General features: G+C 74.6%; 15 protein-coding genes and 1 pseudogene. 8 read left to right on the top strand and 8 right to left on the bottom strand.

Features of this window, described 5'->3' with window-relative positions; translation table 11 throughout:
* Position 1: 1 nt before the first annotated feature.
* The 3 genes from LPA54_RS21400 to LPA54_RS21390 form a co-directional block, all read right to left on the bottom strand.
* Complete coding sequence (locus LPA54_RS21400; protein ID WP_228980362.1) at positions 2–751, bottom strand: carbohydrate ABC transporter permease; 750 nt, start codon at positions 749–751, stop codon at positions 2–4.
* 98 nt (positions 752–849) lie between these two features.
* Positions 850–1,686, bottom strand: a complete 837-nt coding sequence (locus tag LPA54_RS21395) for a carbohydrate ABC transporter permease (protein ID WP_228980359.1) — start codon at positions 1,684–1,686, stop codon at positions 850–852.
* Between the two features lie 217 nt (positions 1,687–1,903).
* The gene (locus LPA54_RS21390) at positions 1,904–3,160 is read right to left on the bottom strand and encodes an extracellular solute-binding protein (RefSeq protein WP_228980229.1); all 1,257 of its coding nucleotides are present in this window, start codon (positions 3,158–3,160) and stop codon (positions 1,904–1,906) included.
* Positions 3,161–3,353: 193 nt separating this feature from the next.
* On the opposite strand from LPA54_RS21390, the gene LPA54_RS21385 reads away from it, so the two are divergent.
* Positions 3,354–4,181, top strand: a complete 828-nt coding sequence (locus tag LPA54_RS21385; RefSeq protein ID WP_228980227.1) for a GntR family transcriptional regulator — start codon at positions 3,354–3,356, stop codon at positions 4,179–4,181.
* Positions 4,182–4,379: 198 nt separating this feature from the next.
* On the opposite strand, the gene LPA54_RS21380 is transcribed toward LPA54_RS21385, so the two are convergent.
* The gene (locus LPA54_RS21380) at positions 4,380–5,702 is read right to left on the bottom strand and encodes an ROK family protein (protein ID WP_228980225.1); all 1,323 of its coding nucleotides are present in this window, start codon (positions 5,700–5,702) and stop codon (positions 4,380–4,382) included.
* A gap of 425 nt (positions 5,703–6,127) precedes the next feature.
* Between LPA54_RS21380 and LPA54_RS21375 the strand changes: the two genes are divergently transcribed.
* Positions 6,128–7,723: a serine/threonine-protein kinase gene (locus LPA54_RS21375; protein ID WP_267487431.1), complete on the top strand. Its 1,596-nt coding sequence runs from the start codon at positions 6,128–6,130 to the stop codon at positions 7,721–7,723.
* A gap of 122 nt (positions 7,724–7,845) precedes the next feature.
* Positions 7,846–8,149, top strand: a pseudogene (locus tag LPA54_RS21370) (transposase); the annotation flags it as partial.
* A 22-nt stretch (positions 8,150–8,171) separates the two neighbouring features.
* On the opposite strand, the gene LPA54_RS21365 reads toward LPA54_RS21370, so the two are convergent.
* Complete coding sequence (locus tag LPA54_RS21365) at positions 8,172–9,302, bottom strand: magnesium and cobalt transport protein CorA (protein ID WP_228980220.1); 1,131 nt, start codon at positions 9,300–9,302, stop codon at positions 8,172–8,174.
* Positions 9,303–9,442: 140 nt separating this feature from the next.
* On the opposite strand from LPA54_RS21365, the gene LPA54_RS21360 reads away from it, so the two are divergent.
* From LPA54_RS21360 to LPA54_RS21345, 4 genes are all read left to right on the top strand, one after another.
* The gene (locus tag LPA54_RS21360) at positions 9,443–10,570 is read left to right on the top strand and encodes a winged helix DNA-binding domain-containing protein (RefSeq protein WP_228980218.1); all 1,128 of its coding nucleotides are present in this window, start codon (positions 9,443–9,445) and stop codon (positions 10,568–10,570) included.
* A gap of 156 nt (positions 10,571–10,726) precedes the next feature.
* Entirely contained in the window at positions 10,727–12,415 is a 1,689-nt protein-coding gene (locus tag LPA54_RS21355) for an AMP-binding protein (RefSeq protein WP_228980215.1), read from the top strand.
* 184 nt (positions 12,416–12,599) lie between these two features.
* Positions 12,600–14,063: a glycosyltransferase family 4 protein gene (locus LPA54_RS21350; protein WP_228980214.1), complete on the top strand. Its 1,464-nt coding sequence runs from the start codon at positions 12,600–12,602 to the stop codon at positions 14,061–14,063.
* Positions 14,064–14,360: 297 nt separating this feature from the next.
* Positions 14,361–15,638, top strand: a complete 1,278-nt coding sequence (locus LPA54_RS21345; protein WP_228980212.1) for a hypothetical protein — start codon at positions 14,361–14,363, stop codon at positions 15,636–15,638.
* 454 nt (positions 15,639–16,092) lie between these two features.
* Here LPA54_RS21345 and LPA54_RS21340 read toward each other — a convergent pair whose 3' ends face one another.
* From LPA54_RS21340 to LPA54_RS21330, 3 genes are all read right to left on the bottom strand, one after another.
* A complete protein-coding gene (locus LPA54_RS21340; protein ID WP_228980210.1) occupies positions 16,093–19,326 on the bottom strand; it encodes a glycosyltransferase in 3,234 nt (1,077 codons plus the stop codon).
* The gene (locus tag LPA54_RS21335) at positions 19,323–20,129 is read right to left on the bottom strand and encodes a glycosyltransferase (RefSeq protein ID WP_228980208.1); all 807 of its coding nucleotides are present in this window, start codon (positions 20,127–20,129) and stop codon (positions 19,323–19,325) included. Before LPA54_RS21335 ends, LPA54_RS21340 begins: the two co-directional genes overlap by 4 nt.
* Before the next feature lie 84 nt (positions 20,130–20,213).
* Complete coding sequence (locus LPA54_RS21330) at positions 20,214–20,696, bottom strand: hypothetical protein (protein ID WP_228980206.1); 483 nt, start codon at positions 20,694–20,696, stop codon at positions 20,214–20,216.
* Positions 20,697–21,253: 557 nt separating this feature from the next.
* Here LPA54_RS21330 and LPA54_RS21325 point away from each other — a divergent pair.
* Positions 21,254–24,026, top strand: a 2,773-nt coding sequence (locus LPA54_RS21325) for a glycosyltransferase family 4 protein (RefSeq protein ID WP_228980357.1), incomplete at its 3' end; no start/stop codon positions are given.

Raw genomic sequence — 24,026 nt, 5'->3', positions numbered from 1 at the left:
CCTAACCCTTGACCGCGCCGCCGGCCAAGCCGGTGGCGACCCGGCGCTGAAGCACCAGGAAGAGGATGAGGACGGGCAGCGCGAAGAGTGTGGAGGCGGCCATGGTCGCGCCCCAGTCGGTGCCGAAGACGTTCGAGAACGAGGAGAGCCAGACCGGGAGGGTGCGATCGTCCTGGTTCTTGATGATCAGCATGTTGGCGAAGGCGAACTCGTTCCAGGCGGTGATGAACCCGAAGAGCGAAGTGGCGAGCAGACCGGGCGCGAGGAGCGGGAAGGTGACCCGGCGGAACGCGGCCGCGGGGGTGCAGCCGTCGACCTGGGCGGCTTCCTCCAGTTCCTTGGGTATCGCGGTGAGGAAGCTTCGCAGGGTGACGATGGTGAACGGCAGGGTGATCATGAAGTAGACGAGGGTGAGGGTGGCGAGCCGGTCGAGCATGTCGGTGTCGCGCGCGATGACGTACATCGGGATGAGGAGCGCCTCCCAGGGCGCGACCTGCGCGATGAACACCATCAGGACGAAGCCGCGACGGCCCTTCCAGCGCAGCCGCGCCACCGCGAAGGCCGAGCCGAGGGCGACCGCGAGGGCCAGCAGCACACAGCCGGCCGTGACGATGAGGCTGTTGCGCCAGAAGGACCAGAATCCGTCGGCGTCCACCGCTGCGGAGAAGTGCTCCAGCGTCAGCGAGGTGGGCAGGAAGACGGGTGTCTCGGCCTGTATGTCGGGGGTGGGCTTGAAGGCGGTGAGGACCATCCAGTACACGGGAAAGACGCAGAGCACGAAGACGACCAGCGCGCCCGCGTTCAGGGGCAGCCGCCGCAGCGTGCCGGACGTGGACGCGGGGACGGGGCTCACAGCTCGGCCTCCTGCCGGAACATCTGACGGAAGTGGAGGATCAACACGGCGATCAGGATCAGTACGGTGAGGGTCGCCGCGGCGGCTCCGAGGTCGTAGCGGTGCAGCGACCGGGCCACCTGGTAGGCGTAGACGGGCAGGGTCGTGGTCGCTCCGCCGGGCCCGCCGCCGGTGACGGCCCAGATCTGGGCGAAGCACCGGAAGACCCAGATGACTTCGAGGCTCAGCAGGAGTCCGAAGATCGGCCTGAGGAGCGGCAGGGTGATCGAGCGGAAGACGCGCCAGCCGCCGGCGCCGTCGATCCGGGCCGATTCGAAGAGCTCGGTGGGGACCGTGGTCAGGGCGGAGTGCAGGGTGATGGCGACGAACGGCACGGACTGCCAGACGACGAGCAGCACCAGGACGGTGAAGGCGGCCGGCCCGTGCGCCAGCCAGGAGTAGTCCTGGAAGGAGTCGAATCCCAGCCGCACCAGCAGCCAGTTGACCACTCCCAGGCGGGAGGAGAAGAGCCACTGGAAGACGGTGGTCGTGGCGATGACGGGGCTGGCCCAGGCGAGCACCAGTCCGCTGAGGACCAGCGTCCGCATCCGCTTGCCGAGCCGCTGGAGCATCAGCGCGACGACCGTGCCGATCACCATGATGAGGACGACGTTGATCCCGGTCCACCACAGGGTGCGCCGGGTGACCTGCCAGAACTCGCCGTCGCGCAGGATCTCCCGGTAGTTCTCCAGGCCGGCGAAGTCCGCGCCTCCCCGGATCAGTTCGGCCATCCCGTAGTGCTGGAGGGAGATCAGCAGATTGCGGGCGAGGGGATAGGCGAGGAGGAAGACCATGCCGGCGACCGTGGGCGCGATGAGCAGATAGGGCCACAGGGAGCCGGGAACGGCGCGTCGCCGCCCGGTCGACGCGGGTGCGGGTGCGGGTGCGGATGCGCTTGCCGGTGCCGCGGCGGGTACGGAGGCGGGAGGCGTCGCTGCCGCGACCGGGTCGGCCGCCGTACCGGGGCGGGGGGCCAGGGGCGTCATGCTCTCTTCCCCGACCGGACGCCGCTCATGATCGGAGCGTCTTGCTGATGGCGTCGGAGGCGTCCTTCGCTGCCCTCCGCGGGTCGCTTCCGGTCAGTACCGCGGTCATGTACTCCTTGATCGGGTTGGTGGCCTCCACGGCGGCCCACTGCGGGGAGTTGGGGGTCGCGCGCCCGCGTGCGGCCGCCGCGGCCATGGCGGCGGTGCCCTCGTCGTCCTGCAAGGCGTCGGCCAGCGCTGTCCGGTTGGGCACGTAGCTCATGGTTTCGGCCAGATCCCGCTGCCACTTCTCCCCGGTGAGCGACTTGACCACTTGGTAGGCCGCGTCGGGGTGGGCGGAGGCGGCGGGAATGATCAGATCCGAACCGCCGGTGAAGGTGGCGCCCGGTCTGCCCGCCGTGCGGCCGGGGATCGGGAAGAAGCCGAGCTTGCCCGCGAGGGCCGGGTTGGCCTGTTCCACGATCTCGGCGCCGCCGGGAACGGCGATGATCTGGGCGACGTCCCCCTTGGCGAACACGTCCGCCTGCGGCGGCTTGGCCTCGTCGGAGTCCTTGGGGCCCTTGCCCAGGGCCTGGAGCCGCTGGTAGAAGTCCATGCCCCGGAGCGCTTCCGGGCTGTCGAGAGAGCCCTTCCAGCGGTCACCGTGCTTCTCGGCGAGTTCTCCGCCCTCCTCCCAGACGAAGCCGGCGAGGGTGTACCAGTTCTGACCGGGCAGATAGATGCCCTGCGTCTTGCCCCGGTTCAGCTTCCCGGTGATCCGCAGCCACTCGTCACGGGTCCTGGGCGGGGCGGTGATCCCGGCCTTGGCGAAGAGGTCCTTGTTGTAGATCACGACGCGGTTGGCCGCGTACCAGGGGACGCCGTACTGCCTGCCGTCGATCCTTCCCGGCTCGGCGAGGCCGGGGAGCCAGTCACCGCCCCGCAGTTCCCCGACCTTGTCACTCAGGTCGAGGACGCCGCCGCTCTGCGCGTACTGCGCGACCTGGGTGTTTCCCACCTCGATCACGTCGGGGGCGTCCTTGCTCGCGAGCGCGGCGGTGATCTTCTCGCCGATGCCGTCCCACTCCTGTATCTGGACGTCCAGGACGGTGCCCTCGTGCTGCCGCTCGAAGTCCTTCCGGAACCGCTGGAGGTACGCGTCGGTGACGCTGTCCTTCATGATCCATACGGTCAGTCTCTCGGGGCCGGCCGCCCGGTCGGAGCCGGATGGGGAGGTGGTGCAGGCGGTGAGCGCACAAGCGGCCGCGAGTGCCGCGGCAGTGGGGATGAAGCGGATCTTCACTGGATTCACCTCAAGGGACAGTTGACCAGTTGGTCAACTGGACAACGATGTGGCTCGAAGGTGGCATGGACCAATGGGGGCGTCAACCCCCGGGGAAACAAGGGTTTTTCGGTAGGCTGGGTGGCGGTGAACGCCCTAAACTGCCGTTTACCACCGGACCAGTTGCGGGCGGCGAGGCAGAGAGGTCGGAGTCATGGAGAGCAACTCCTCAGGTGCCGTACTCAAGCGGGAGCGGGTCCGGGAGTTCCTCCTCGGCCTGATCGAGGCGCGCAGGCCCGGCGACGCCATCCCCTCGGAACGCACGCTCAGCGCCGAACTGGGCGTCTCCCGACCCACCCTTCGCGCCGCGGTCGACGAACTCGTCGCCACCGGGCAGCTCGTACGCGAGCACGGCCGCGGCATGTTCGTCGCCCCCGCCAAGATCACCCAGGAACTGGTCTCCGACGACGCCGCCTTCGCCGTGCCCAGGGCCGGGGGCACCTGGTCCAGCAGGCTGCTGCGACTGGACACCATCCGTGCGGGCGCCCGCATCGGCCGCAAGCTGCGTGTCTCACCGGCCGCCGAAGTCGTCTACATCGCCCGGCTACGGCTGGTCGACGGGACACCGATCGCCATAGAGCACCTCCACATCCCCGCCGGCCTGGTTCCCTCCCTCACTCCGCAGGAGCTGGAGGCGGGAGATTTGTACGACCACCTGCGCGAGCACCACCGGGTCCACGTCGACCAGGCGGTGCAGTCCATCGAACCGACCGTCGTCAACGAGGCCGAAGCGGGCGTGCTCGACGTCCCGGTCCTCTCACCCGCCCTGCTGATCGAGCGCCTGACCACCGACACCGCCGGCCAGCCGGTGGAGTACGTCCACTCGGTCTACCGCGGCGACCGCTACCGCATCGTCTCCCGGCTCGCCCTGGGCGTCACCGCCCCGCACTCGCGCTCCGAGAGCCACCACCCGGGCATTCCACCGGGCGACTTCGCGCACGGGGACATCATCACGTCCTCGACGACAGGAGACGCGCGCTGACGGGCGGAGTCACCGGCCGAGCCCACCGCGGGACGCCGGCCACCGGAGCTCCCGCGCGCGGTGGCCGGTTCGCCGATCCCGGCCACGTGGTCCGCGGAGCCGGGGCCGTACCGGCTCGTGGTAGGGAGGCCGGCCGGGGACCCGCGGTGGGAGGGGGCGGTGACGGTCGAGCGCCGGGCGGTCACCGGCCGGGGCTCCTCACCGCGCCGCCCGTTCCCGCATGGTCGTCTGCCAGGCGGGGCTCTGCTCCCGCGGATCCGCCTCGGCCCGGCGGCCGCCGCGGGCGAAGAAGTCGGCGAGCGGCAGGATCGCGGCTCCGACCGTGACGGCGTCCGGCCCCAGGGCGCCGAGATCGATCTCCACGCGCGCGGCCGGGTACTTCAGCGCGGACGACATGGCGTACGTCCGTACGGAGTCGAGGAAGCGCCGGCCGAGCTGGAGGCCCGCCCAGCCGCCGACGAGGATGCGTTCCGGCTGGAAGAGGTTGATCAGGTCGGAGAAACCGGCACCGAGGTACTCGGCCGTCTCCTCCAGCACGGCGAGGGCGGCCTCGTCGGGCGGCGGTGCCGTTCCGTCGGCGGCCGGGGCGGGGTGGGCGGCGTCGAGCATCGCGGTCAGCGCGGTCTCCTCGTCCGCGCCGACGGGCGGCCGGCCGCCCGCCTCGCACCAGCGTTCCAGGAGGGCCTCCGCTCCCGCGTACGCCTCCAGGCAGCCCCGGGCGCCGCAGCGGCAGCGGCGGCCGCTTACCCGTACGGTCAGGTGCCCCCACTCCACGGCCCGGCCGGAGCGCATGTCGTCGGTGACGAGGCAGGCGCCCACTCCGGAGCCGAAGAGGGTCACCACGGCGCTCTGCGCGCCACGCCCGGCGCCGAACCACATCTCCGCCTGGCCGAGCGTCTTGGCGCCGTTGTCGATGTGGTACGGCACGCTCTCGGGCAGGAGTCGCGACTCGCGCAGGAGCCGTTCCAACGGGACCGCGTCCCAGCCGATGGTCTGGCCGTGCACCACCGCGCCGTCCTCGGGCGTCCTGGCGACGATGCCCGGCACTCCGATGCCGGCGCCCAGCAGCCGCTCCGCCGGGATGCCCGCCCGGCGCAGCACCTCGGGGATGCCCTCGCGCAGATGGCCGACGACGAGGCCGACATCGTACCGGTCGACCCGGCGCGGCCCCTCGGTCTCCAGCGGCCTCTCCACCCGGGCCAGTTCGGTGAGGGCCAGGTCGAAGAGCTCGATCCGCACGCGCGTCTCACCGACGTCCACGCCGATCAGGTGGCCGCTGTCCGCGCGGATGCGCAGGAGCGTACGGGGGCGGCCCCCGGCCGAGTCGACGCTGCCGGCCTCCTCCACCAAGCCGTCGGCGACGAGCTCGGACACGACGTTGCTGACCGAGCCGGAACTCAGGCCGGTGACCGGGCCGAGCGAGAAGCGGCTCAGAGGCCCGTCGAAATACAACCGCTGGAGTACCGCGGTGCGGTTCTCCCGCCGCAGGTCACGCACAGTACGGCCGCTGCGCACCTTCACCCTGCCCCCTCGTGTCCGTCTCCCTCCGGGCAACCTACAGGTGACCGAGCCCGATGCGACCTTCCCCTGAGGTTCGCCTCACGGTCCGAATCAAGCGGCTGGAGGCTTCAGGATCCGAACGCGGGACGTTGCTCGCGTCGTACCCCTCCCGCGGGCGGAGTCCCTCCGCTGCCGCGCGGCTCCGGTGACACCGCCCTACTCCCACCTGATCGAAGGCGGCCCGAGGAGTGTCGTGTCCGAGGCGGCCACCGTAGTCCGAGTCCCCCTGACGTCCGACCGAGGCGGTTGACAGCGAACGCAGCCGTTCAGGTTTCCCACGGCGGCGAACCGAGCCGCCCACTTGGCGTGGGCTTGCCAATTGATGCCCGGCATGAGTGTCCGTACGCTGAGCACGGATCGCCCAACTGTAAGTCAGGAGCGGCGGGTTGGCGGGGGCAGCGGGAGCAGGGCGAGTCGTCGGTGGGCGCTATCGGCTTGTCGAGGGGCTGGCGTCCGGTGGGTTCGGGCGTGTGTGGGCCGCGTACGACGAGACGTTGGGCGTGGACGTGGCCGTCAAGGAGATCTGGCTGCCGCCGGCCGGCTCGGACGAGGAACACCGCGAGCGGGTGGCCCGTGCCACGCGCGAGGCGCGCAACGCGGCGAAGTTGCGGGACCATCCGCACATCGTCGCCGTCCACGATGTGGTGGTCGAGAACGGCGTGCCGTGGACGGTGATGCGGCTGGTCGACGGGTGTTCCCTGGAGGAGCGCCTGCGCGCCGGGGGACCATTGCCCGCACCCCGCGTGGCCGAGGTGGCCGGCGCCTTGCTCAAGGCGTTGGGCGCGGCCCACATGATGGGGATCGTGCATCGGGATGTGAAGCCGGCCAATGTGATGCTCGCCCGCGACGGACAGGTGTTGCTGACCGACTTCGGTATCTCCGTGCATCGGACGGACACCGCGCTCACCTCCACCGGTGGGGTCATCGGCTCCGCCGAATACATGGCACCGGAGCGGTTGAACGGCGTCGATGAGACGGCCGGTGATCTGTTCTCGCTGGGAGCGACGCTGTACCAGGCAGTGGAAGGCGTCTCACCGTTTCGACGGGAGACCCCGACGGCGACCCTGGCGGCGGTGGCATTGGCCCAGGCCCCGCCCCCGGAGCGGGCCGGTGCCCTCACCCCTCTGATCACCCGCCTGCTGGCCAAGGAACCCGGGGACCGCCCGACCGTCACGGCGGCCCTGGACATGCTGCGCGGCGGTGGGTCCACGGCGACGATCACGGAAAAGGTGGCGCGCGCCCCATTCGAGGCGCCGCCCCCGCGAGCGGAGGAGCGGGGAGCGCCGGCGGTCACCCATCGGAGTGCGGTGCGGCGCAAGGTCGCCAAGGCGGCCCGGGCCGCACTGCGCGGCGGCGGGCCTACCACTCCGGCGCCCTCCCCGATGGAGGAGCGGGGAGCGCTGATGGTCACCAATCGGAGCCGGGTACCGCTCAAGGTCGTCGTCGACGGCGACTGGTGCGTCAACGTCCGGAGCGGCGCCAGCAGTACCGTTTGGGTCGAGCCCGGAGTGCACGTTGTGCGCTGCGAGCGGGCCCGAGCCACGCTGCCCGGTCGCGGCGAGCCGATCACGGCCCGGGTCGACCGCGGCTCCACCGTGCGACTGTTCGCCCTCACGCAGGGCAGGCACGTGCTCCTGAGCGCGGACCTGTCGCGCACCAAGCCGAGGATGGCCGGGGGGACGGGGCTCGCGGTGGGGCTCATCGGGCTCGGGATCAGCCTCGTGGTCCTGATCGGGGCCGTTCTCACCCACCGCGACTCCCTCGCCGGAGACGGCCGGTTCGTCGCGAACGACGGGGAGGCTCTTTGGATCGCGGTGACGAGCATGGGCTTGGGCTGTGCGGTGGGTGGCTTTCTGCTGCAGATCGGCTTCCGCGCAGCACGCGACAGACCGGAGTCCTTCCGTTCTGCCGCCAGAGCCTCACTGCTCCTCACCGGCGTCTGTGTGGCCGTGATGCTGGGGCTCTGGATACCTCTCGCTTGAGAAGACGCCTCATGTGGCTCGGTGGGGTGCGGGCCGTGGCAAGGGTCGTTGAGCGGCTGGTGCCGAAAGAGCCGCGGGAGCTGTCCCATCGGGCGGTGCCTGAGGCCCCCTTCGCGTGGCGGCGTCGGCACGGTGACCGTGCGGTACCGGCTGCGATCGTGTTCGTGGCGACCTCCGGCCGCACGTGGCAGCAACTGCCGGCTGCGTCGCTCGGACCATCCGGGGCCACGGCACGCCGCCGGTTCACCGAGTGGCCGAGGGCCGGGGCCTGGGCCAAGCTGCACCGCCTGGTCCTCGACGAGCTCGGCTCCCGGGGCGAGCCGGACCGGTCGCGCGGCGCTGCGCGATCGACTCGGTGAACACGCGGGCGACGAAAAGGGGGAGCCGACGGGTCCGAACCCTGCCGACCGGGGTGAGTACGGGGCGAACGCAACCCGAGGTCCGCTCGCTACAGCCAGTCGCGTCGCTTGAAGATGACGTACAGGCTCGTACACACCACCGCCATCAGCAGAACCGCGAAGGGGTAGCCGTACACCCAGTGCAGCTCCGGCATGTGGTCGAAGTTCATGCCGTAGATGGTCCCCACCAGCGTGGGGGCGAAGAGGATGGCGGCCCACGAGGAGATCTTCTTGATCTCCTCGTTCTGTTCGAAGCCCGCCTCCGCCAGGGCGCGCATCTCGGCGTTCTGCTGTTGGGTGACCAGGGTGGCGTTGACCGTGAGGATCTCCGTCAGGGCCTGGCGGAAGCCGTCCACGCGTTCGCTGGTGTGGGTGACGTGGTCGGCGACGTCGCGCAGGTAGCGCTGGAGTTCCTCGTGCGTGCCGTACTTGGCGAAGCCCGCCATCAGGCCGTGCAGCATGCCGACCAGGGGGCGGGTGGCGCGCTGGAACTCGACCGTCTCGCGGGAGAGTTCGTAGATGCGGCGGGACACCGCGGGGTCCCCGCGGAAGACCTCCGTCTCGATCTCGTCGATGTCGTTCTGCACGCCCGCCACCACCGGCGCGTACCCGTCGACGACCGTGTCCAGGATGGCGTACAGGACCGCCTCGGGGCCGAGGGCCAGGAGTTGCGGGGTGTCCTCCACGCGGCGGCGCACCGCCGACAGGTCGGGGGCGGCGCCGTGCCGGACGGTGATCAGGAAGTCGGGGCCGACGAAGACGTGCAGTTCCGCGAAGTCGACCTCCTCCTGGGCGTCGAGGTAGCGGGCGGCGCGCAGCACCACGAAGAGCGTGTCGCCGTACCGTTCCAGCTTCGGCCGCTGGTGGGCCTCCATCGCGTCCTCGACCGCCAGTTCGTGCAGGTCGAACTCGGCCGCCAGGGACAGCAGCTCCTCCTCCGACGGGCGTTGCAGGCCGATCCACGCCATGCCGTCCGGCTCCTCGCGCAGCTGCCGGAACGTCTCGGAGAGGGAGGCCGGGGACGACACCTTGCGGCCGTCCCGGTACAGCGACGCCTCGACGACGCTGCCGCCGCGCGCCCCGCCCGCGGGGGCGGCGGCCGGGTCCGTCGGGGCCGGGGGCGCCGCCGGTCCCGGTTCGTCGGGGCGCCGGCGGCGGTGCCTCCTTGAGGGCAGGGTCATCGCGGTCCTCACCTCCTGGGGGACGTCCGGGGCAGGATAGGCGGAATAGGCAGGATATACGTCCCTGTTTGCCCCGGCATGGCCGTCCGCTGTCCGTCGTGCGGACGGTGGGTGTCCGCGATGCTCGGTAGCGTGCCGCCATGCCATCGACGACCCCGCCCGTGCTCTGTCTCCGGGCGCTCAACCGCGCCACGCTGGCACGCCAGCTCCTCCTGCGGCGTACCCCCATGGCGGCGAAGGACGCCGTGCACCACCTCGTCGGGCTCCAGGCGCAGAACACCAAGCCGCCCTACCACGCCCTCGCCGCCCGGCTCGACGGCTTCCGCCCCGAGGAGCTGTCCGGGCTGATGGAGCGGCGCGAGGTCGCCCGGGCCGTCACCATGCGGTCCACCCTGCACACCCACACCGCCGACGACGTCCTCGCCCTCGGCCCGTTCACGAAGCCGGTCGGCGACCGCGGGGTGCGGCAGTTCCGCAAGCGGCTCGCGGGGGTGGACGTCGAGGTCCTGGCGGAGCTCGTCCGGGAGCTCGTCGAGGAGCGGCCCCGCACCCCGAAGGAGATCCGTACGGTCCTGCTGGAGCGCTGGCCCGACGCCGACCCCCTCGCCCTGACGGTCACCGCCCGCTGCGCGCTGCCGCTTGTGCAGGTCACCCCGCGCGGCCTGTGGGGGAGGAGCGGCCAGGTCGAGCTGACCACGACGGAGGTCTGGTTCGGGCCCGAGCGCGTACGGCAGGCGTCGCCGGCGTGCGCGGAGGACGTCGTGGTGCGGTACCTCGGCGCCTTCGGGCCCGCCTCCGTCAAGGACATGCAGACGTGGTCCGGCCTGACCCGGCTGCGGTACGCGTTCGAGCGGCTGCGGCCCCGGCTGGTCACCTTCCGCGACCCGCGGGGCACCGAGCTGTTCGACCTGCCCGACGCGCCCCGGCCCGACCCGGACACGCCGGCACCGCCCCGCTTCCTGCCGGAGTTCGACAACCTCCTGCTGTCCCACGCGGACCGCTCGCGGGTCGTGCCGCCGGAGTACCGGGACCGGACGTGGCAGGGCAACCAGGCGCACCGGACGTTCCTCGTCGACGGTCTCGTCGCCGGGACCTGGACGCCGGACGAGGACCGCGCCGGCGCCGTCACGGTGACCGTCCGGCCCTTCGCCCCGCTCACCCGCGCCGAGCGGGAGGCGCTGACGGACGAGGCCGCGCACATCCTCACCACCGAGGGCGGCGACGGGCCCGCGGACGTACGGATCGTGTCCGCCGCCGGCGGCGCCTAGCCGGTACGCGGCCCAGCCGGTACGCGGCCGGTGGGGGCGGTCGACGGGCGCCGGCCGGGGGCGCTCGGGGCGCATCCCGGCCCTCCGGGGGGTAGTGACACCGGGGGCGGCGCGTACACCATGGCGCCGACACCCCCCGCGACGAGGAGGACGACCATGGCGGAGAGCGGCGCGACCGAGCAGTTCCGGGCGGCCCGGGACTTCCTGCTGCGGCACCGGGAGGACTACGAGGCGGCCCGCGCCGGCTTCTCCTGGCCCCGGCCCGCCCGGTTCAACTGGGCCCTGGACTGGTTCGACGTCATCGCGGCCGGCAACGACGCGACGGCGCTGCACATCGTCGAGGAGGACGGCACCGAGACGCGGCGCACCTTCGCCGAGATGTCCGCCCGGTCCGCCCGCGTCGCCAACTGGCTGCGCGACGCGCACGGAGTACGGGCCGGCGACCGGATCGTCGTCATGCTCGGCAACCAGGTCGAGCTGTGGGAGACGGCGCTCGCCGCGATGAAGCTGCGCGCCGTGGTCATCCCCGCCACCCCGCTGCTCGGCCCGGCCGACCTGCGGGACCGCATCGAGCGCGGCGGTGCCCGGCACGTGGTCGTGCGGGCGGTGGACACCGCCAAGTTCGACGACGTGCCCGGCGAGTACACCCGCGTCGCCGTCGGCCGCGACGGGGGCGCCGGCGGGGCGTGGGCCGCGTTCGAGGACGCCTGTGCCGCGGACGACACCTTCGTCCCCGACGGCCCCACCGACGCCTCCGACACGCTGATGCTGTACTTCACCTCCGGTACCACCGCCCGCCCCAAGCTCGTCGAGCACACCCACACGTCCTACCCCATCGGCCACCTGGCCACGATGTACTGGATCGGACTGCGACCCGGCGACGTGCACCTCAACATCTCCTCGCCCGGCTGGGCCAAGCACGCCTGGTCCAACCTCTTCGCCCCCTGGAACGCCGAGGCGACCGTCTTCGTCCACCACTACACGCGCTTCGACCCGGCCCGCCTCATGGCGGAGATGGACCGCCACGGCGTCACCACCTTCTGCGCCCCGCCCACGGTCTGGCGGATGCTCATCCAGGCCGACCTGTCCGCCCTGCGCACCCCGCCCCGCGAGGTCGTCGCGGCCGGCGAGCCGCTGAACCCGGAGGTCATCGCCGCCGTACGGCGCGCCTGGGGGGTCAGCGTCCGCGACGGGTTCGGGCAGACCGAGACGGCCGTCCAGATCTCCAACAGCCCCGGCCAGCCGCTGAAGCCCGGCTCCATGGGCCGGCCCGCCCCCGGGTTCCACGTCGAACTCCTCGACCCGGTGACGGGCGAACCGGGCGCCGGCGAGGGCGAGATCGCCCTGGACCTGTCCACCCGTCCCGCCGGGCTCATGACGGGCTACCACGGCGACCCCGAACGCACCGCGGAGGCCATGAGCGGCGGCTTCTACCGAACGGGCGACATCGCCGCCCGCGACGCCGACGGCTACCTGACCTACGTGGGGCGGGCCGACGACGTGTTCAAGGCCAGCGACTACAAGATCAGCCCGTTCGAGCTGGAGAGCGCCCTGCTGGAGCACGAGGCGGTCGCGGAGGCGGCCGTGGTGCCCGCTCCGGACCCGGTACGGCTCGCCGTGCCCAAGGCGTACGTGGTGCTCGCCGACGGCTGGGAGCCCGGCCCGGAGACGGCCAAGGCGCTGTTCGCGCACGCGCGGGCCGTCCTCGCCCCGTACCAGCGCATCCGCCGGATCGAGTTCGCCGACCTGCCGAAGACCGTGTCCGGGAAGATCCGCCGCATCGAGCTGCGCGAGCGCACCGCGGCGGGTTCGACCGCCGAGTACCGCGAGGAGGACCACCGGTAGGCGGGTAGGCGGGTAGGCGGGAGGGACCAGGCGGGCGCGCGGTGGGAGGGGCGCGGCCACGCGGGCAGGGGCGGGCCGGCGGGGTGGCTTCGACAGCTTGGCCAGGGGTTGGGTGCCGTGCTTCTGCTCCGGGCGCCCGGTCCGGCGCAATGGAGGGGTACGACGACACGACACAGGAGACCCCATGCGCGACCCCCTCGCCCCCCTCTTCCCCGACATCGGCCTCTGGCAGGGCCGCCACGTCGTCCTGTGCAACTGGCGGGACGGCCGCCACCCCGCCGCCGGCGGCGCGGAGCTGTACTGCGAACAGGTCGCTCGCCGGCTCAGCCTGGCGGGCGTCCGCGTCACCTACCTCACCGCCCGCCCCAGGGGCGCCCCCCGCAGCGAGACCACCGGCCACGGGCGGGTGGTGCGCGGCGGCGGCCGGTACACCGTGTACCTCTTCGTGCTGCTGTGGCTGGCCCTGCACCGCCGCGGCATCGACGCGGTCGTCGACTCGCAGAACGGCCTGCCGTTCTTCGCCCCGCTCGCCGTGTCGCGGCGCACGCCCGTGGTACTGCTCGTCCACCACGTCCACCAGCAGCAGTTCGGGCTGCTCCTCCCACCGCCGCTGGCCGCGCTGGGGCGGTGGCTGGAGGCGGCCGGCAGCCGGCTCGTCTACGGCGGGCGGACGGTCTGCACGGTCTCCCCGTCCTCCCGTGCCCAGATCCGCGGTGACCTCGGGCTGCGCGGCCCCGTCCACCTGGCGCCGCCTGGGCTCACGCCCGTCGCCCCCGCCCCCCGGGCCGACCGGCCGCGCATCGTCTGCGTCAGCCGGATGAGCCGGCAGAAGCGCCTCGACCACCTGCTGGAGGCCCTCGCCGAGCTGCGGGACGAGGTCCCGGACGCCGAGCTGCACCTGGTCGGCGACGGCGAGGAACGCCACCGGCTCGTACGGGTCGCCGACCGGCTGGGCCTGGGCGACGCCGTCGTCTTCCACGGCAGGCTCCCGGCGGCGCGCCGTGACGCGCTGGTCGCCTCCGCCTGGATCACCGCGCTGCCGTCGGCCCGCGAAGGGTGGGGGCTGTCGGTGATGGAGGCCGCGTCCGCCGGCGTGCCGGCCGTGGCCTACGACGTACCCGGTCTGCGCGACGCCATCCGGCACGGCGAGACGGGGTGGCTGGTGCCCGAGGACCGCGGGCACCTGGCACCGGTGCTCGCCCACGCCCTGCGGGTCGTGGCCGACCCGGTCCGGGCGGCGCTGCTCGCCGCCCGCTGCCGGGCCTGGGTCGGCCGCTTCACATGGAACGCGACGGCCGGGCACCTGCTCGCCGCGCTCACCGCCGAGCGGGCCCGACCGCGTTCCCCCCGCGCGGGCACCGCCGTCACCGACACGTGCGCAGTCGTCGGCCTGCCGCGCGCGGCCCTGCGCCGCGCCCGGACGGAGGCCCTGCGCGTGACCGACCTCGTCGACGCGCCACCCGACGCCGACCGGGCCGGACTGCTGTTGGCCGGCGTGGACGAGTCCGCTGCTCGCGACGTGCTGGAGCGCGCCGGCGTCGACACGAGCGACCCGCGGGTCACGGTCCGCCTCGCCCGCCACGGCGACCTGCTCGGCTGGCAGTGCCACCCGCGCGTCCACACCGCCTCCCCCTGGGCCGCGCGCTGACGGACCACCGGAAACCGGCGGCCCCGCCGCGCGGGCGTGGCGCTCCGCTTCCCGCGCCGGTCGGCCGGCACCGCGGCACGGATGCCGGCGCGAGGCGCCGCCCCCTCCCCGGGGCGGCGCCTCCGTGGTGCGGGGCGAGGCGTACCGCGCCGTTCCGGTGGACGGAGCGGCGAGCCGTTCGACGGGGTGGCCAGTGAACCCCGCGGAACGTGGTCCGCGCCTCACCGGCCTCCGCATCCTGCTTGCGGCGCCGTGCGAGTGGACGCGGCGCCGTCGACCCGAACGAAGGGGACTGGCATGGCATTCCGATGGGCGAGGAGCGCGGCGGTACTGGCGACCGTGGTCTCGGTGGGCACGCTGGCGGGGACGGTCGCCACCGACACGGCGGCCCACGCCGCCGACTCCGGCTACAACTGCCCGGCGCGGGCCTGCTTCGAGGTGGCCAAGGGCTTCGGCAAGCCGTGGGGCGTGGCCGCCGACCGCACGACCGGCAAGGTGTACGTCGCGGACGCCAACGACGACATGCTCTACGAGGTCGACCCGGCGACCGGGCAGAAGAGGAACGTCCTCGCGGAGAAGCTGGACGTGCGGTACGTGGCCCTGGCCGGCCCCGGAACCGCCTACGTCACCTCGATCAGCGACGACAAGGTCTACGAGGTGAACCTGGCGAACGGCCGGACCACCGTCGTCACCTCCAGCATCGACGACCCGTACGGGCTGGACGTCACCGGTGACGGCAGCACCGCCTACGTGGCCTCCCGGTCCAGCGACAAGCTGTACGAGGTGGACCTGCGGACCGGCGCGGTGACCACCGTCGCCAGCAACCTCGACGCGATGGGCGTCGCGCTGGACGACGCGGGCAACGCCTACGTCACCACGCTCGACGACGACAAGCTGTACCGGGTCGACGTCAGGACGGGGAGGACGGAGGTCGTCGCCGGCGACCTGTCCGACCCCTACGAGGCCGTCGTCGACGGGGCGGGCACGGTCTTCGTCACCTCGGACGGCCACGACAAGGTCTTCGCCGTCGACCCGAAGACCGGGGCGAAGAAGGAGGTCGCCTCGCGTCTGGCCGACGCCGGGGGCATCACCCTGGACGGCAACGGCCGCCTCTACGTGACCACGGACTACGACGACAGGCTGTGGGGCGTGGACTACGTCGCCGTGCCGCCGGTGAAGCACTCGGCGACCGTCGACTCGGAGGGCGCCGGCGAGGCGAAGCCCGGCGGCTTCGCACACCCCGGGGTGAAGGTCACCAACACCGGCAAGCGGCGGATCGGCAGCGAGCGGGTCGTGGTGACGGCCGGGCCGGGCTCGCTGATCGCCGGGACCAAGCTGTCGTGGTGGGTCAACGGCGGCCAGACGAGCCACGAGTGCGTCCGCTCCGCCGACAAGACGAAGCTGACCTGCGACGAGGTGCCGCTGAACATCGACCCGCGGGTCAAGGCGAAGCTGTGGGTCACCACCAAGGTCGACGACGGGGCCACCCACGGCACCGACCTCACGGCGACCTACGAGCTGGGGTCGCCGGTCTTCGCCCGCGGCGACAGCGAGTACCGGGTCGTCAACCGCTGACGCCCCCTCCTCCCCTCGGCCCCTCCACCGCCCCGGCGACGGAGGGGCCGAGGCGCGTCCCGGGGCCTCGGGGAAGGAGGCCCGGGAAGTGGGGCGGAACGCGGAACGCGGAAGGCGGGGGCCGAGAGGTCACGGGCGCGGCTGCCGCACGTGCCGTGCGGGGCACCCCCGGGCCGCTGTGGTGGGAGAGAGGCGAGTGCCGGTGTCCGTACTGTCGCTCGCCGCAGGTACGGGGCCGGGCGGGTACGTACGGGCCGGGCAGGCGTCGGGCAGGTGCGGGCCGGGCAGGTGCGGCGGCGGGCCGGCGTCGGGATCACGCCCGGTGGCCGGCGCGCGCCTGACGGGCCGACACCCCCGGCCGCCCGGCGGGTCGCCGCCCCGTCCCCGCCCCGCACACGGCCACACGGCGAAGGCCCCGCGCCGGGGGACCGGTGCGGGGCCTTCGAGGGGCCGGTCAGCGCGCGTGGCGCGCCAGGAGCGGCTCGGCGTCGTACACGAGGAGCGTGCCGGTGGTCCGGCCCGGGGTGGCACGCAGCAGCCGGGCGTGCCGGTCCAGCGCGGCGTGCAGGGCGGGGGTGAGGCGGGCGTAGCCGTCGCGGGCCAGGTTCTCCGCGACCACCACGTAGCGGACGCCGTGCCGTTCGAGGGAGTCGACGCCCTTCCACGACTTCAGCCGGGCGCCGGGCAGGACGAGCGCGGTCGTCTCGTCGGTCGCCGCCACGGTGCTGCCGGCGGGCAGGTGGGCCCGCGCCCAGACGGCGGTACGGCGGTACGCGTCGTCCGCTCCGGTGTGCACCCGCGCCCAGCTGCCGAGGTCCACGAGGACCGCCGCCGCCAGGGACACGGCGAGCGCCGCGCCGACCCGCGCCCGGCGGCCGGGCAGGTGGACCCCGGGGCCCGGCGGGCGGGCCCGCCGGCGAGCGGCCGCGAGGTCGGCGGCCAGGTCGACGGCGAGGGCCAGCGCCGCCGTACCGGACACCAGGAGCGGGTAGAACATCTGCTCCTCGAGGGTGCCCCAGCCCGCCGCGTACAGCAGGGCGGCCGTGGCGCAGCACGACCAGACCGTGACGAGGGACCGCCCCGGGACGCCGCCGAACAGCCCCGGGCAGCGCAGCCTGCGCCACACCAGCCACGCCGTGGCCCACGCGCCGAGGGCGATGAGCGCGTAACTGGTGGCGTAGGTCTCCAGGTTGGCGCCCAGGCGGTAGGGGAGCCCGGGGCTGCCGGGGCTGTTGAACCCGGAGATCTGGGTCAGGCCGAGCGCCCGCGACAGGCCCTCCTGCTTCGCCCGGTACCAGCCGGGGAGGCCGCCGGTGGCGGTCAGGACGAGCAGGTACAGGGCGTACCCGCCCGCCGCCACCGCCGCGGTGGTGAGCCTGGTCCGCCGTGCGGGCGGGGCCGCCCGGAGGGCGAGCAGGAGCACGGGGAGGACCGTGACCAGCGCGTAGCTCTCCTTGGTGGTCACCGACAGGGCGAACAGGGCGCCGGCGGTCCACGCCACGGCCGCGCGCCCGCGGGGCGTGGCGGCCGGGCGGGCCAGCACGAGCAGGCCGGCGACGGCGGCCGCGGTGGCCTGGGTCTCCATCATGACCCGGCTGTCGAACCGGTTGAGGAACGGGTCGAACGCCAGCAGCGCCCCCGCGGCGAGCGCGATCGAGGGACGTACCGTCCGGCGCAGCAGCGCGGTGACGGCGACGACGAGCAGCGCGCCCGTCGCGCACACCACCCAGCGCAGGCCGAGGGTCGCCTCCAGCAGGCCGGGGTACGGGCCCGCGCCCAGCTTGAGCGCGCCGGCCAGCGCGGCGAACAGGGCCGGCGGGTGCAGCGCGAACTGCCGGCCCTGGAAGGTCACGCCCTCGCCCTCCGCCAGGTTGACCGCGATGCCGGTGTAGTACAGCTCGTCCTGGAAGACGTCGTACGACCGCTCGACGGCGTACAGGCGCAGGGCGAGCGCCAGGCAGAACAGGCCGGTGAGGAGCGCCGGCCACGCCCGGAGCGCCGTGGGGGCCGCCGGACGGCGGGGTGGCGGGGCGGCGGGCGGGTGCCGCTGCCAGCCGAGTGCGTCCTCGTGGCGGGCCGGGCGCAGGGTGACCCGGTCGTCGTCGGGGTCGACGCCCGCGCGGCGCAGCACGGCGGCGGCCTCCCGCTCGTCGGTTCCGGTCAGCAGCAGGGCGGCCCGGGGGCCGGCGGTGTCGAGGAGGTCGGTCGGGCGCAGGGCGCCCAGGTCGGCGGCGTCCAGCGCCGGGTGGGGGAGGGCGACGACGGTGGCGGAGTCGGCGGCGGGCGCCGGCCGGCGGGGCGGCGGCCCGTCGAGGCGGTGGCTCTCGGCGGTCAGCGCGGCGAGGACGTGCGCGGCGGTGGCGGTCCAGGTGAACCGGCGTGCCCAGGCGCGGCAGGCCGCGTCGTGGCGCGCGGCGTCCTCGTCGGCGAGCACCGCGCGCAGGGCGCTGCCGAGCGCGTCGGCCAGGTCGCCGCCGGGGGTGTACAGCCATCCCGTCCGGCCGTGGCGGACGACGTCACGGGCCCCCGGCACGTCGGGGGCGACGGCGGGGACGCCCGCCCCGGCGGCTTCCACGACCGCTTCCACGACCGTCGGCGCGGCGGCCTCCGCGTCCGTTCCCCCGCCCGCTGCCGCGGCGGTCGCGGACCAGCCGCCGTCCGGGCGCGCGGTGGCGGTCAGCCAGGCCGTGGCGAGCAGGGCGGCCCGCCGGTGGCGGGGCAGCCGCCCGTGGAAGACGACGGCGCCGGCCAGGCCCGACCGGGCGGTGAGGCGCTCCAGTTCGGCACGGGCGGGGCCGTCGCCGACGAGGTGCAGCTCGACGGGCAGGTCGCGGCGGAGCGTGTGCAGGGCGAGCAGGAGGAGGTCGGCGCGGGCCCCGTGGTCCAGGGCCCCGGCGTACACGATGCGCGGCGTCCGCGACCGCGGCCGGGGCAGGGGCCGTTCGCCGGGGACGGGCGGCCCGCCGGTCGCCGTGCCGCCGCGCGGGCGGGGCAGCGGCGGAGGGAGGGGGTCCGCCCCTGGTGGTGCCAGGTGCACGGGGCCCGCGGGCCGGAGCAGCGCGCGCAGCGCGGCCCGCGCCGCGGGGGAGGGCGCGCAGATCGCGCGGCGCCCGTGGACGAGGCGGCACGCCGCCGCCGTCACCGCGCCGGCCGTGTGGGGGAAGCGGGCGGGAAGGCGCGCGAGCCGCGCGGTCCACGGCCGGTCGGGCGCCGTCCGGTGCGGGGAGGGCGGGGCGAGGAGCAGGACCGGTGTCCGCCGGGGGAGCGCCGGCCTGGTGGGGAGCGGTACGCCGTCCCACGGCTCGATCACGGCGTCCACGTCGCGCCGGTGCCGCCACAGCCACAGGAGGGCGGAGAGACGGGCGGTGAACGGCCCGCGACCGCCGCGCCGCACCGTCCCGTGCGCGGTGGCGCGGTGGCGCGGAGCGCCCGGGGGCCGGGCGGTGAGCCAGGTGACCCGCACACCGGCGGCCCGGAGCCGCCGGGCGGTCTGCGCGCAGTACCGGTCGGCGGGCGTGTGCGGCGGGGCGGCCCGGTCCGCGGGGGCGGTGGCGTCACCGGGGGCCAGGACGACGACGTGCCGCCCCCGCCAGGCGGCGGCACCGGGGAACACGGCGGACAGCTCGTCCGAGCGGGCCCCGGGCACGTGCGGCGCCGTGCCGTTCCGGTCGAGGCGGTCCCCGGTCACGTGGGCTCCCCCTCGGCCAGGTCCCGCAGTCGGTGCAGTCGCCACAGGTCCACCGCGACCCGGCGGCCGTCGGTCACCGGCCGGAAGCTGGAGCCGCGTCGGTTCTCCCACTCGACCGGAAGCTCGATCATGCGCAGTCCGCGGGCCCGGCAGCGGGCCACGACCTCCACGTCGAAGGCGAACCCGGTGGTCGTCAGCCGGGCGAAGACGGGCCGGACGGCCGCCGTCTCGAAGAACTTGAAGCCGCACTGTGTGTCGGTGACCGGGCCGCGCAGCCGCCGGGTGAGCAGGCGGAAGCCCGCGCCGCCGAGCCTGCGGGCGGGAGGTTGCGGGGCGTACAGCGTGGCGCCCGCGCAGAGGCGCGAACCGAGCACCACCTGCCAGCCGTTGCGCAGCAGGCACAGGGCGTCGTCGAGGGCGGTGACGGAGGTGGCCAGGTCGGCGTCGCAGAAGCCGGTCCAGCGCGCTCGTGACGTCAGCACCCCGCGCGCCACGGCCGCGCCCTTGCCCCTCAGGGAGCAGCCGGTCAGCGTGACGGGCGTCCCCGACGCGGCGACGCGGTCTACGCAGTCGGCCGTGCGGTCGCTGCTGCCGTTGTCGACCACGCGCAGCGCGGTGCTGACGGGCAGGCCGCGCAGATGGCCGGCGAGGGTCCGCAGGGTCGCCTCCAGTCGGTGCTCCTCGTTGAACGCCGGTACCAGGACCTCCAGTTCGGCGGTCTGGGGCAGGGCGGAGAAGGCCGCCGCGCGGGGGGTGAGCCAGTCGGGCGAGGGTGGTGGGGGCGACTGTAGTGACAAGTTCATGACATGCTCTTCCTGTTGCCGGGCTACGGGGCGCGCGCCCGCCCGGCGTGCGCGAAGACCGGGGGGGCGCGCCACGGGATGGGGCTACTGCTCCGTCCCGCCCTCCGTCCCGCCCCCGTCGCCCGTGCCGGGCGCGTCCTGCGGCGGGGTGTCCGCGAGGATCCGCACCCGCAGCGGGGCCGTCTCCAGCGCGATCTTCAGCGAGCCCTGGTGGTCACCGGTCGGCGCGTCCGACGGCGCCTGGATGTCGACCGAGTAGAAGCCGTTCTGCTGCGGCGTGCCGTCGTTGAGGTGCACCCGGTGCTTGAAGAGCAGCAGCCCCTTCTGCGCGTTCCACCCGACGAGTTCCGGCCGCGACTCCGGTTCGTCACCGGTGGAGGTGAAGTACCGTACGCGCCCGCCCTTCGGGAATCTCGTGCCCTTCGGGAAGGTCACCGCGAACGTCTCCTCGCGGCCCTCCACGGGAGGACTGAGCGGCGTGAGGCCGGCCCGCATGTTGAACGTCGAGGTCTGGCCCCGGTGGAGCACCAGCGGATCGGGCTTTCCCTGCTTGATGGTGTACGTCATGGCGGAATTCCCCTTGGGTCCGGTGACGGGTCTGTCGGTCTGTCGGCGCGAATCGCGCCTCTGCCGCCCGTGTCCACGGGCGAACTGCGGTGGTTCATCGCAGTTGCCCCAGCTTGGCCCGGGCGGGAATTCCGCCACAACCGACAACGTGTACAAAGCCGTTCGCGCGGTCGCCTTCCCGCGTCATCCCGGCGATTGACGCCGACATCGCGCGGCGCTCGGAAAAACACCGCACGGAAGGAATTCGTGCATTAGGCGTCAGACGCCGGCCGAGGTGGCCACCGATTCCGCCGTGCCGCCCGCCGGCCGGGGGCGCCGGACGAGGATGCACACCGGGTCGCGCACCACGGAACACGCCACCGGCCGACCGCGTGCCCGCCCCTCCGCATCCGCTTCGGCCCCATCGGGCCCCCGGCCCCGGAGACCCCATGCCCCACCCCGCAGCCCCCGCCCACCACACCGCCCCGGCCGACCCGCCGAACCCGCCGAACCCGCCGGGCACACCGGACCCGCCGGATGCACGGAACCCGCCGAGCCCACCAGACGCAGCGAACCTGTTGGGCCCGCCGGACGCACCGGACGCACCGCACCCGACGGAGCGCGGGGACGTCCTGTCCGGCGTCGGCCGGGGCGCGGTGCTCCTCACCGCCGCGACGCTGGTCGTCGGCGCCGCCAACTACGCCCTCTCCCTCGCCCTCGTCCACCTCCTCGACGCCCCGGCCTTCGCCGCGTACGGGGTCGTCTCCTCCGTGCTGCTCACCGTCGGCACCCTCGCCGGCTCCACCGTGTCGTGGGTGGTGGCCCGCGAGGTCGCCGCCGGCCCGCCACCCCCGTCACCGGCCCGCCGGCGCCGTTCGGTGCGCAGGGCCCTGCTGCTGGGGCTCGCCCTGGCGGTGCCCTGCGCGGTCGGCGGGACCGCCGTGGCGGGCCGGGCCACGGGGCCGTACGGACCGGTCCTCCTCACCGCTGCCTGCGTCCTCGTCATGACGGCGGCCGCGGGCGCGGGTTACCTCCAGGGGAGGCAGCGCTTCCTCCGGCTGGCGCTGACGCGCGCCGTCGAGGCGGTCGTCCGCATCGCGGCGGCCGTCGCCGCCGCGTACGCGGGCTGGGGGGTGCGGGGGGTCCTCGGCGCGTTCGTGTGCGGCACGGCCGCGGCGGTGTGCGTGGCGGCCCCGGCCGTCCACCGCGGCGTACGCGGACCCCGCCGGACCGGACCGCGGACCCCCGCCGCCCAGCCGGCGCCCGGCGCTGACGGCGCGTCGGGCGGCGGCCGCACACCCGACGCCGCAGGCGAGCGCGACCGCGCACCCGAGGCCGGTACCGGGACCGGTACAGCCGTCGTCACCGAGGCCGGTACCGGGACCGGTACAGACGTCGTCACCGAGGCCGGTACGGACGCCCCGCTCCGCTGGTGCCTGCGGGCCGCCACCACCGGTGGCCTCCAGACGCTGGTCTGCCTCCTGTTCACCCTCGACGTCCTCGTCGCCTCCCTGCTGGCGGCGCCGCCCGGCGCGCTCGCCGCCTACCAGGCCGTCCTGGTACCGGCCCGGGTGCCGTTCTTCCTCGCCACCGCGCTGGCCACGGCGGCCCTGCCCCGGCTCGCCGGCGACCGCCCGCCGCAGGGGGGACGGGTGCCCCCGGGCGAGCCCGCGCGGCTGTGGGCTGCCGTGCTGCGGCGGCACTGGACGCTCGTGCTGCCGGTGGCGGCCGTCATTGCCTCCTGCCCGCCGGCCGTCCTCGCCCTCGTCCTGCCCGCCCGCTACCTCCCCGCCGCCTCCCTCCTGGCGCCGCTGACGCTCGCCGCGACCGCCGCCGGCACGGTGCTGCTGCTCACCGCCCTCTTCCAGGCCTGGGGCCCCCGTCGGCCCGCGCTGCTCACGCTCGCCGCCCTGGGCCCGCTCGGCGTACTCGCCCTCGCGCCGTCAGGAGCCGCCCCCGGCGCACGCCTCGCGTGGACGGCCGCCGGGGTCCTCGGCGCCGCGGCCACCGCGCTGGCCGTCCTCGCCCGGCGGCGGGTCGGCGGCCCGGGACCGGCCGCCGGCGTCGCGGGGCCCGCCGCCGCGGCCGTCCTGGTGTGGGCCGTCCTCGACGCGGCCGCCCGGATCCCGGCCCTGTGGCTCGCCGCGGCCCTCCCGGTCTGCCTGGCCGCGGTACGCCCACCACGGCGCCGCCCGCGCCCCCCGGGGCCATACCGGGTGCTGCACCTGGGCTTCGAGGACCCCAGGCGGCCCGGCGCGGGAGGCGGCTCGGTCCGCACCCACGAGGTGAACCGCCGCCTCGCCGCCCGGGGCGTCGAGGTGACCGTGGTCTGCGCGCGCCGCCCCGGCGCCCTCCCGGAGGTCGTCGACGGCGTGCGCTACCTGCCCGTCGGACCGCCCCTCGGGCCGCTCGCGCGCCTCCGCTTCGCCCCGGAACTGGGCTACTTCGCCGTCCTGCTCTGCGGGCTGCGGCTGCTGGAGCGCCGCACCCGGCCGGATGTCGTCGTCGAGGACTTCGCGGCGCCGTTCTCCTCCGTCTGCGTCCCGTGGCTGACGCGGCGGCCGGTCGTCGGGGTCGTCCAGTGGCTCTTCGCCCGGGACAAGGCGTGCCAGTACCGGCTGCCGTTCCACTGGGTGGAGCGGGCCGGGGTCGCCGCCCACCGCACGCTGGTGGCGGTCAGCGACGACCTCGCGGACGAACTGCGCCGCCGCAACCCCGCCGCCGCCGTCACCTCCGTCCCCAACGGCGTGGACCGGGCCGCCTTCCGCGCCCGCCCGCCCGGCGCCCGCACGCCGTCCGGCTCCGGCGGCGGCCGCGACCACCTGCTGTACCTCGGCCGTCTCGACGCCGCGCAGAAGGGCCTGGACCTGCTCCTGCGCGCCTACGCCGAGGCCGCGCCCCACGTCACCACGGACCTGCGGATCGCCGGCGACGGGCCGGACGAGCCTGCCCTGCGCGCGCTCGCGGACCGCCTCGGCATCGCCCACCGGGTCCACTGGCTCGGCCGCGTCGAGGGCGCCGCCCGCTTCGACCTGCTGGCGGGCGCGCGGCTGGTGTGCATGCCGAGCCGCTACGAGACGTTCGGCATGGTCGCCGCGGAGGCGCTCGCCACCGGCACGCCCGTGCTCGCCTTCGACATCCCCTGCCTGCGCGCGCTCCTCGCCGACGACACGGCGGTGCGCGTGCCGGACGGCGACGTGGCGGCGTACGCGCGGGCCCTCACCGCGCTCGCCCGCGACCCGGCACGGTGCGCCGCCCTCGGCGCGGCCGGCCCCGCGAGCGTCCGCCACCTGGACTGGGACCACGTCGCACGTCGCCAACTCGCCGCCTACCACGAGGCCGCCCCGCCCC

It is taken from the genome of Streptomyces sp. DH12 (assembly GCF_020873895.1).
In the GTDB taxonomy this organism is placed as follows: Bacteria; Actinomycetota; Actinomycetes; order Streptomycetales; family Streptomycetaceae; genus Streptomyces.
This window is presented reverse-complemented; position numbering and strand designations above follow the sequence as displayed.

Bases quoted from the DNA above. Each gene is read 5' to 3' on its own strand.
- LPA54_RS21365 (WP_228980220.1), bottom strand. From the start codon at position 9,302: ATGACCCTGCCCTCAAGGAGGCACCGCCGCCGGCGCCCCGACGAACCG.
- LPA54_RS21355 (WP_228980215.1), top strand. From the start codon at position 10,727: ATGGCGGAGAGCGGCGCGACCGAGCAGTTCCGGGCGGCCCGGGACTTC.
- LPA54_RS21350 (WP_228980214.1), top strand. From the start codon at position 12,600: ATGCGCGACCCCCTCGCCCCCCTCTTCCCCGACATCGGCCTCTGGCAG.
- LPA54_RS21385 (WP_228980227.1), top strand. From the start codon at position 3,354: ATGGAGAGCAACTCCTCAGGTGCCGTACTCAAGCGGGAGCGGGTCCGG.
- LPA54_RS21345 (WP_228980212.1), top strand. From the start codon at position 14,361: ATGGCATTCCGATGGGCGAGGAGCGCGGCGGTACTGGCGACCGTGGTC.
- LPA54_RS21360 (WP_228980218.1), top strand. From the start codon at position 9,443: ATGCCATCGACGACCCCGCCCGTGCTCTGTCTCCGGGCGCTCAACCGC.
- LPA54_RS21400 (WP_228980362.1), bottom strand. From the start codon at position 751: ATGGTCCTCACCGCCTTCAAGCCCACCCCCGACATACAGGCCGAGACA.
- LPA54_RS21330 (WP_228980206.1), bottom strand. From the start codon at position 20,696: ATGACGTACACCATCAAGCAGGGAAAGCCCGATCCGCTGGTGCTCCAC.
- LPA54_RS21395 (WP_228980359.1), bottom strand. From the start codon at position 1,686: ATGGTCTTCCTCCTCGCCTATCCCCTCGCCCGCAATCTGCTGATCTCC.
- LPA54_RS21335 (WP_228980208.1), bottom strand. From the start codon at position 20,129: ATGAACTTGTCACTACAGTCGCCCCCACCACCCTCGCCCGACTGGCTC.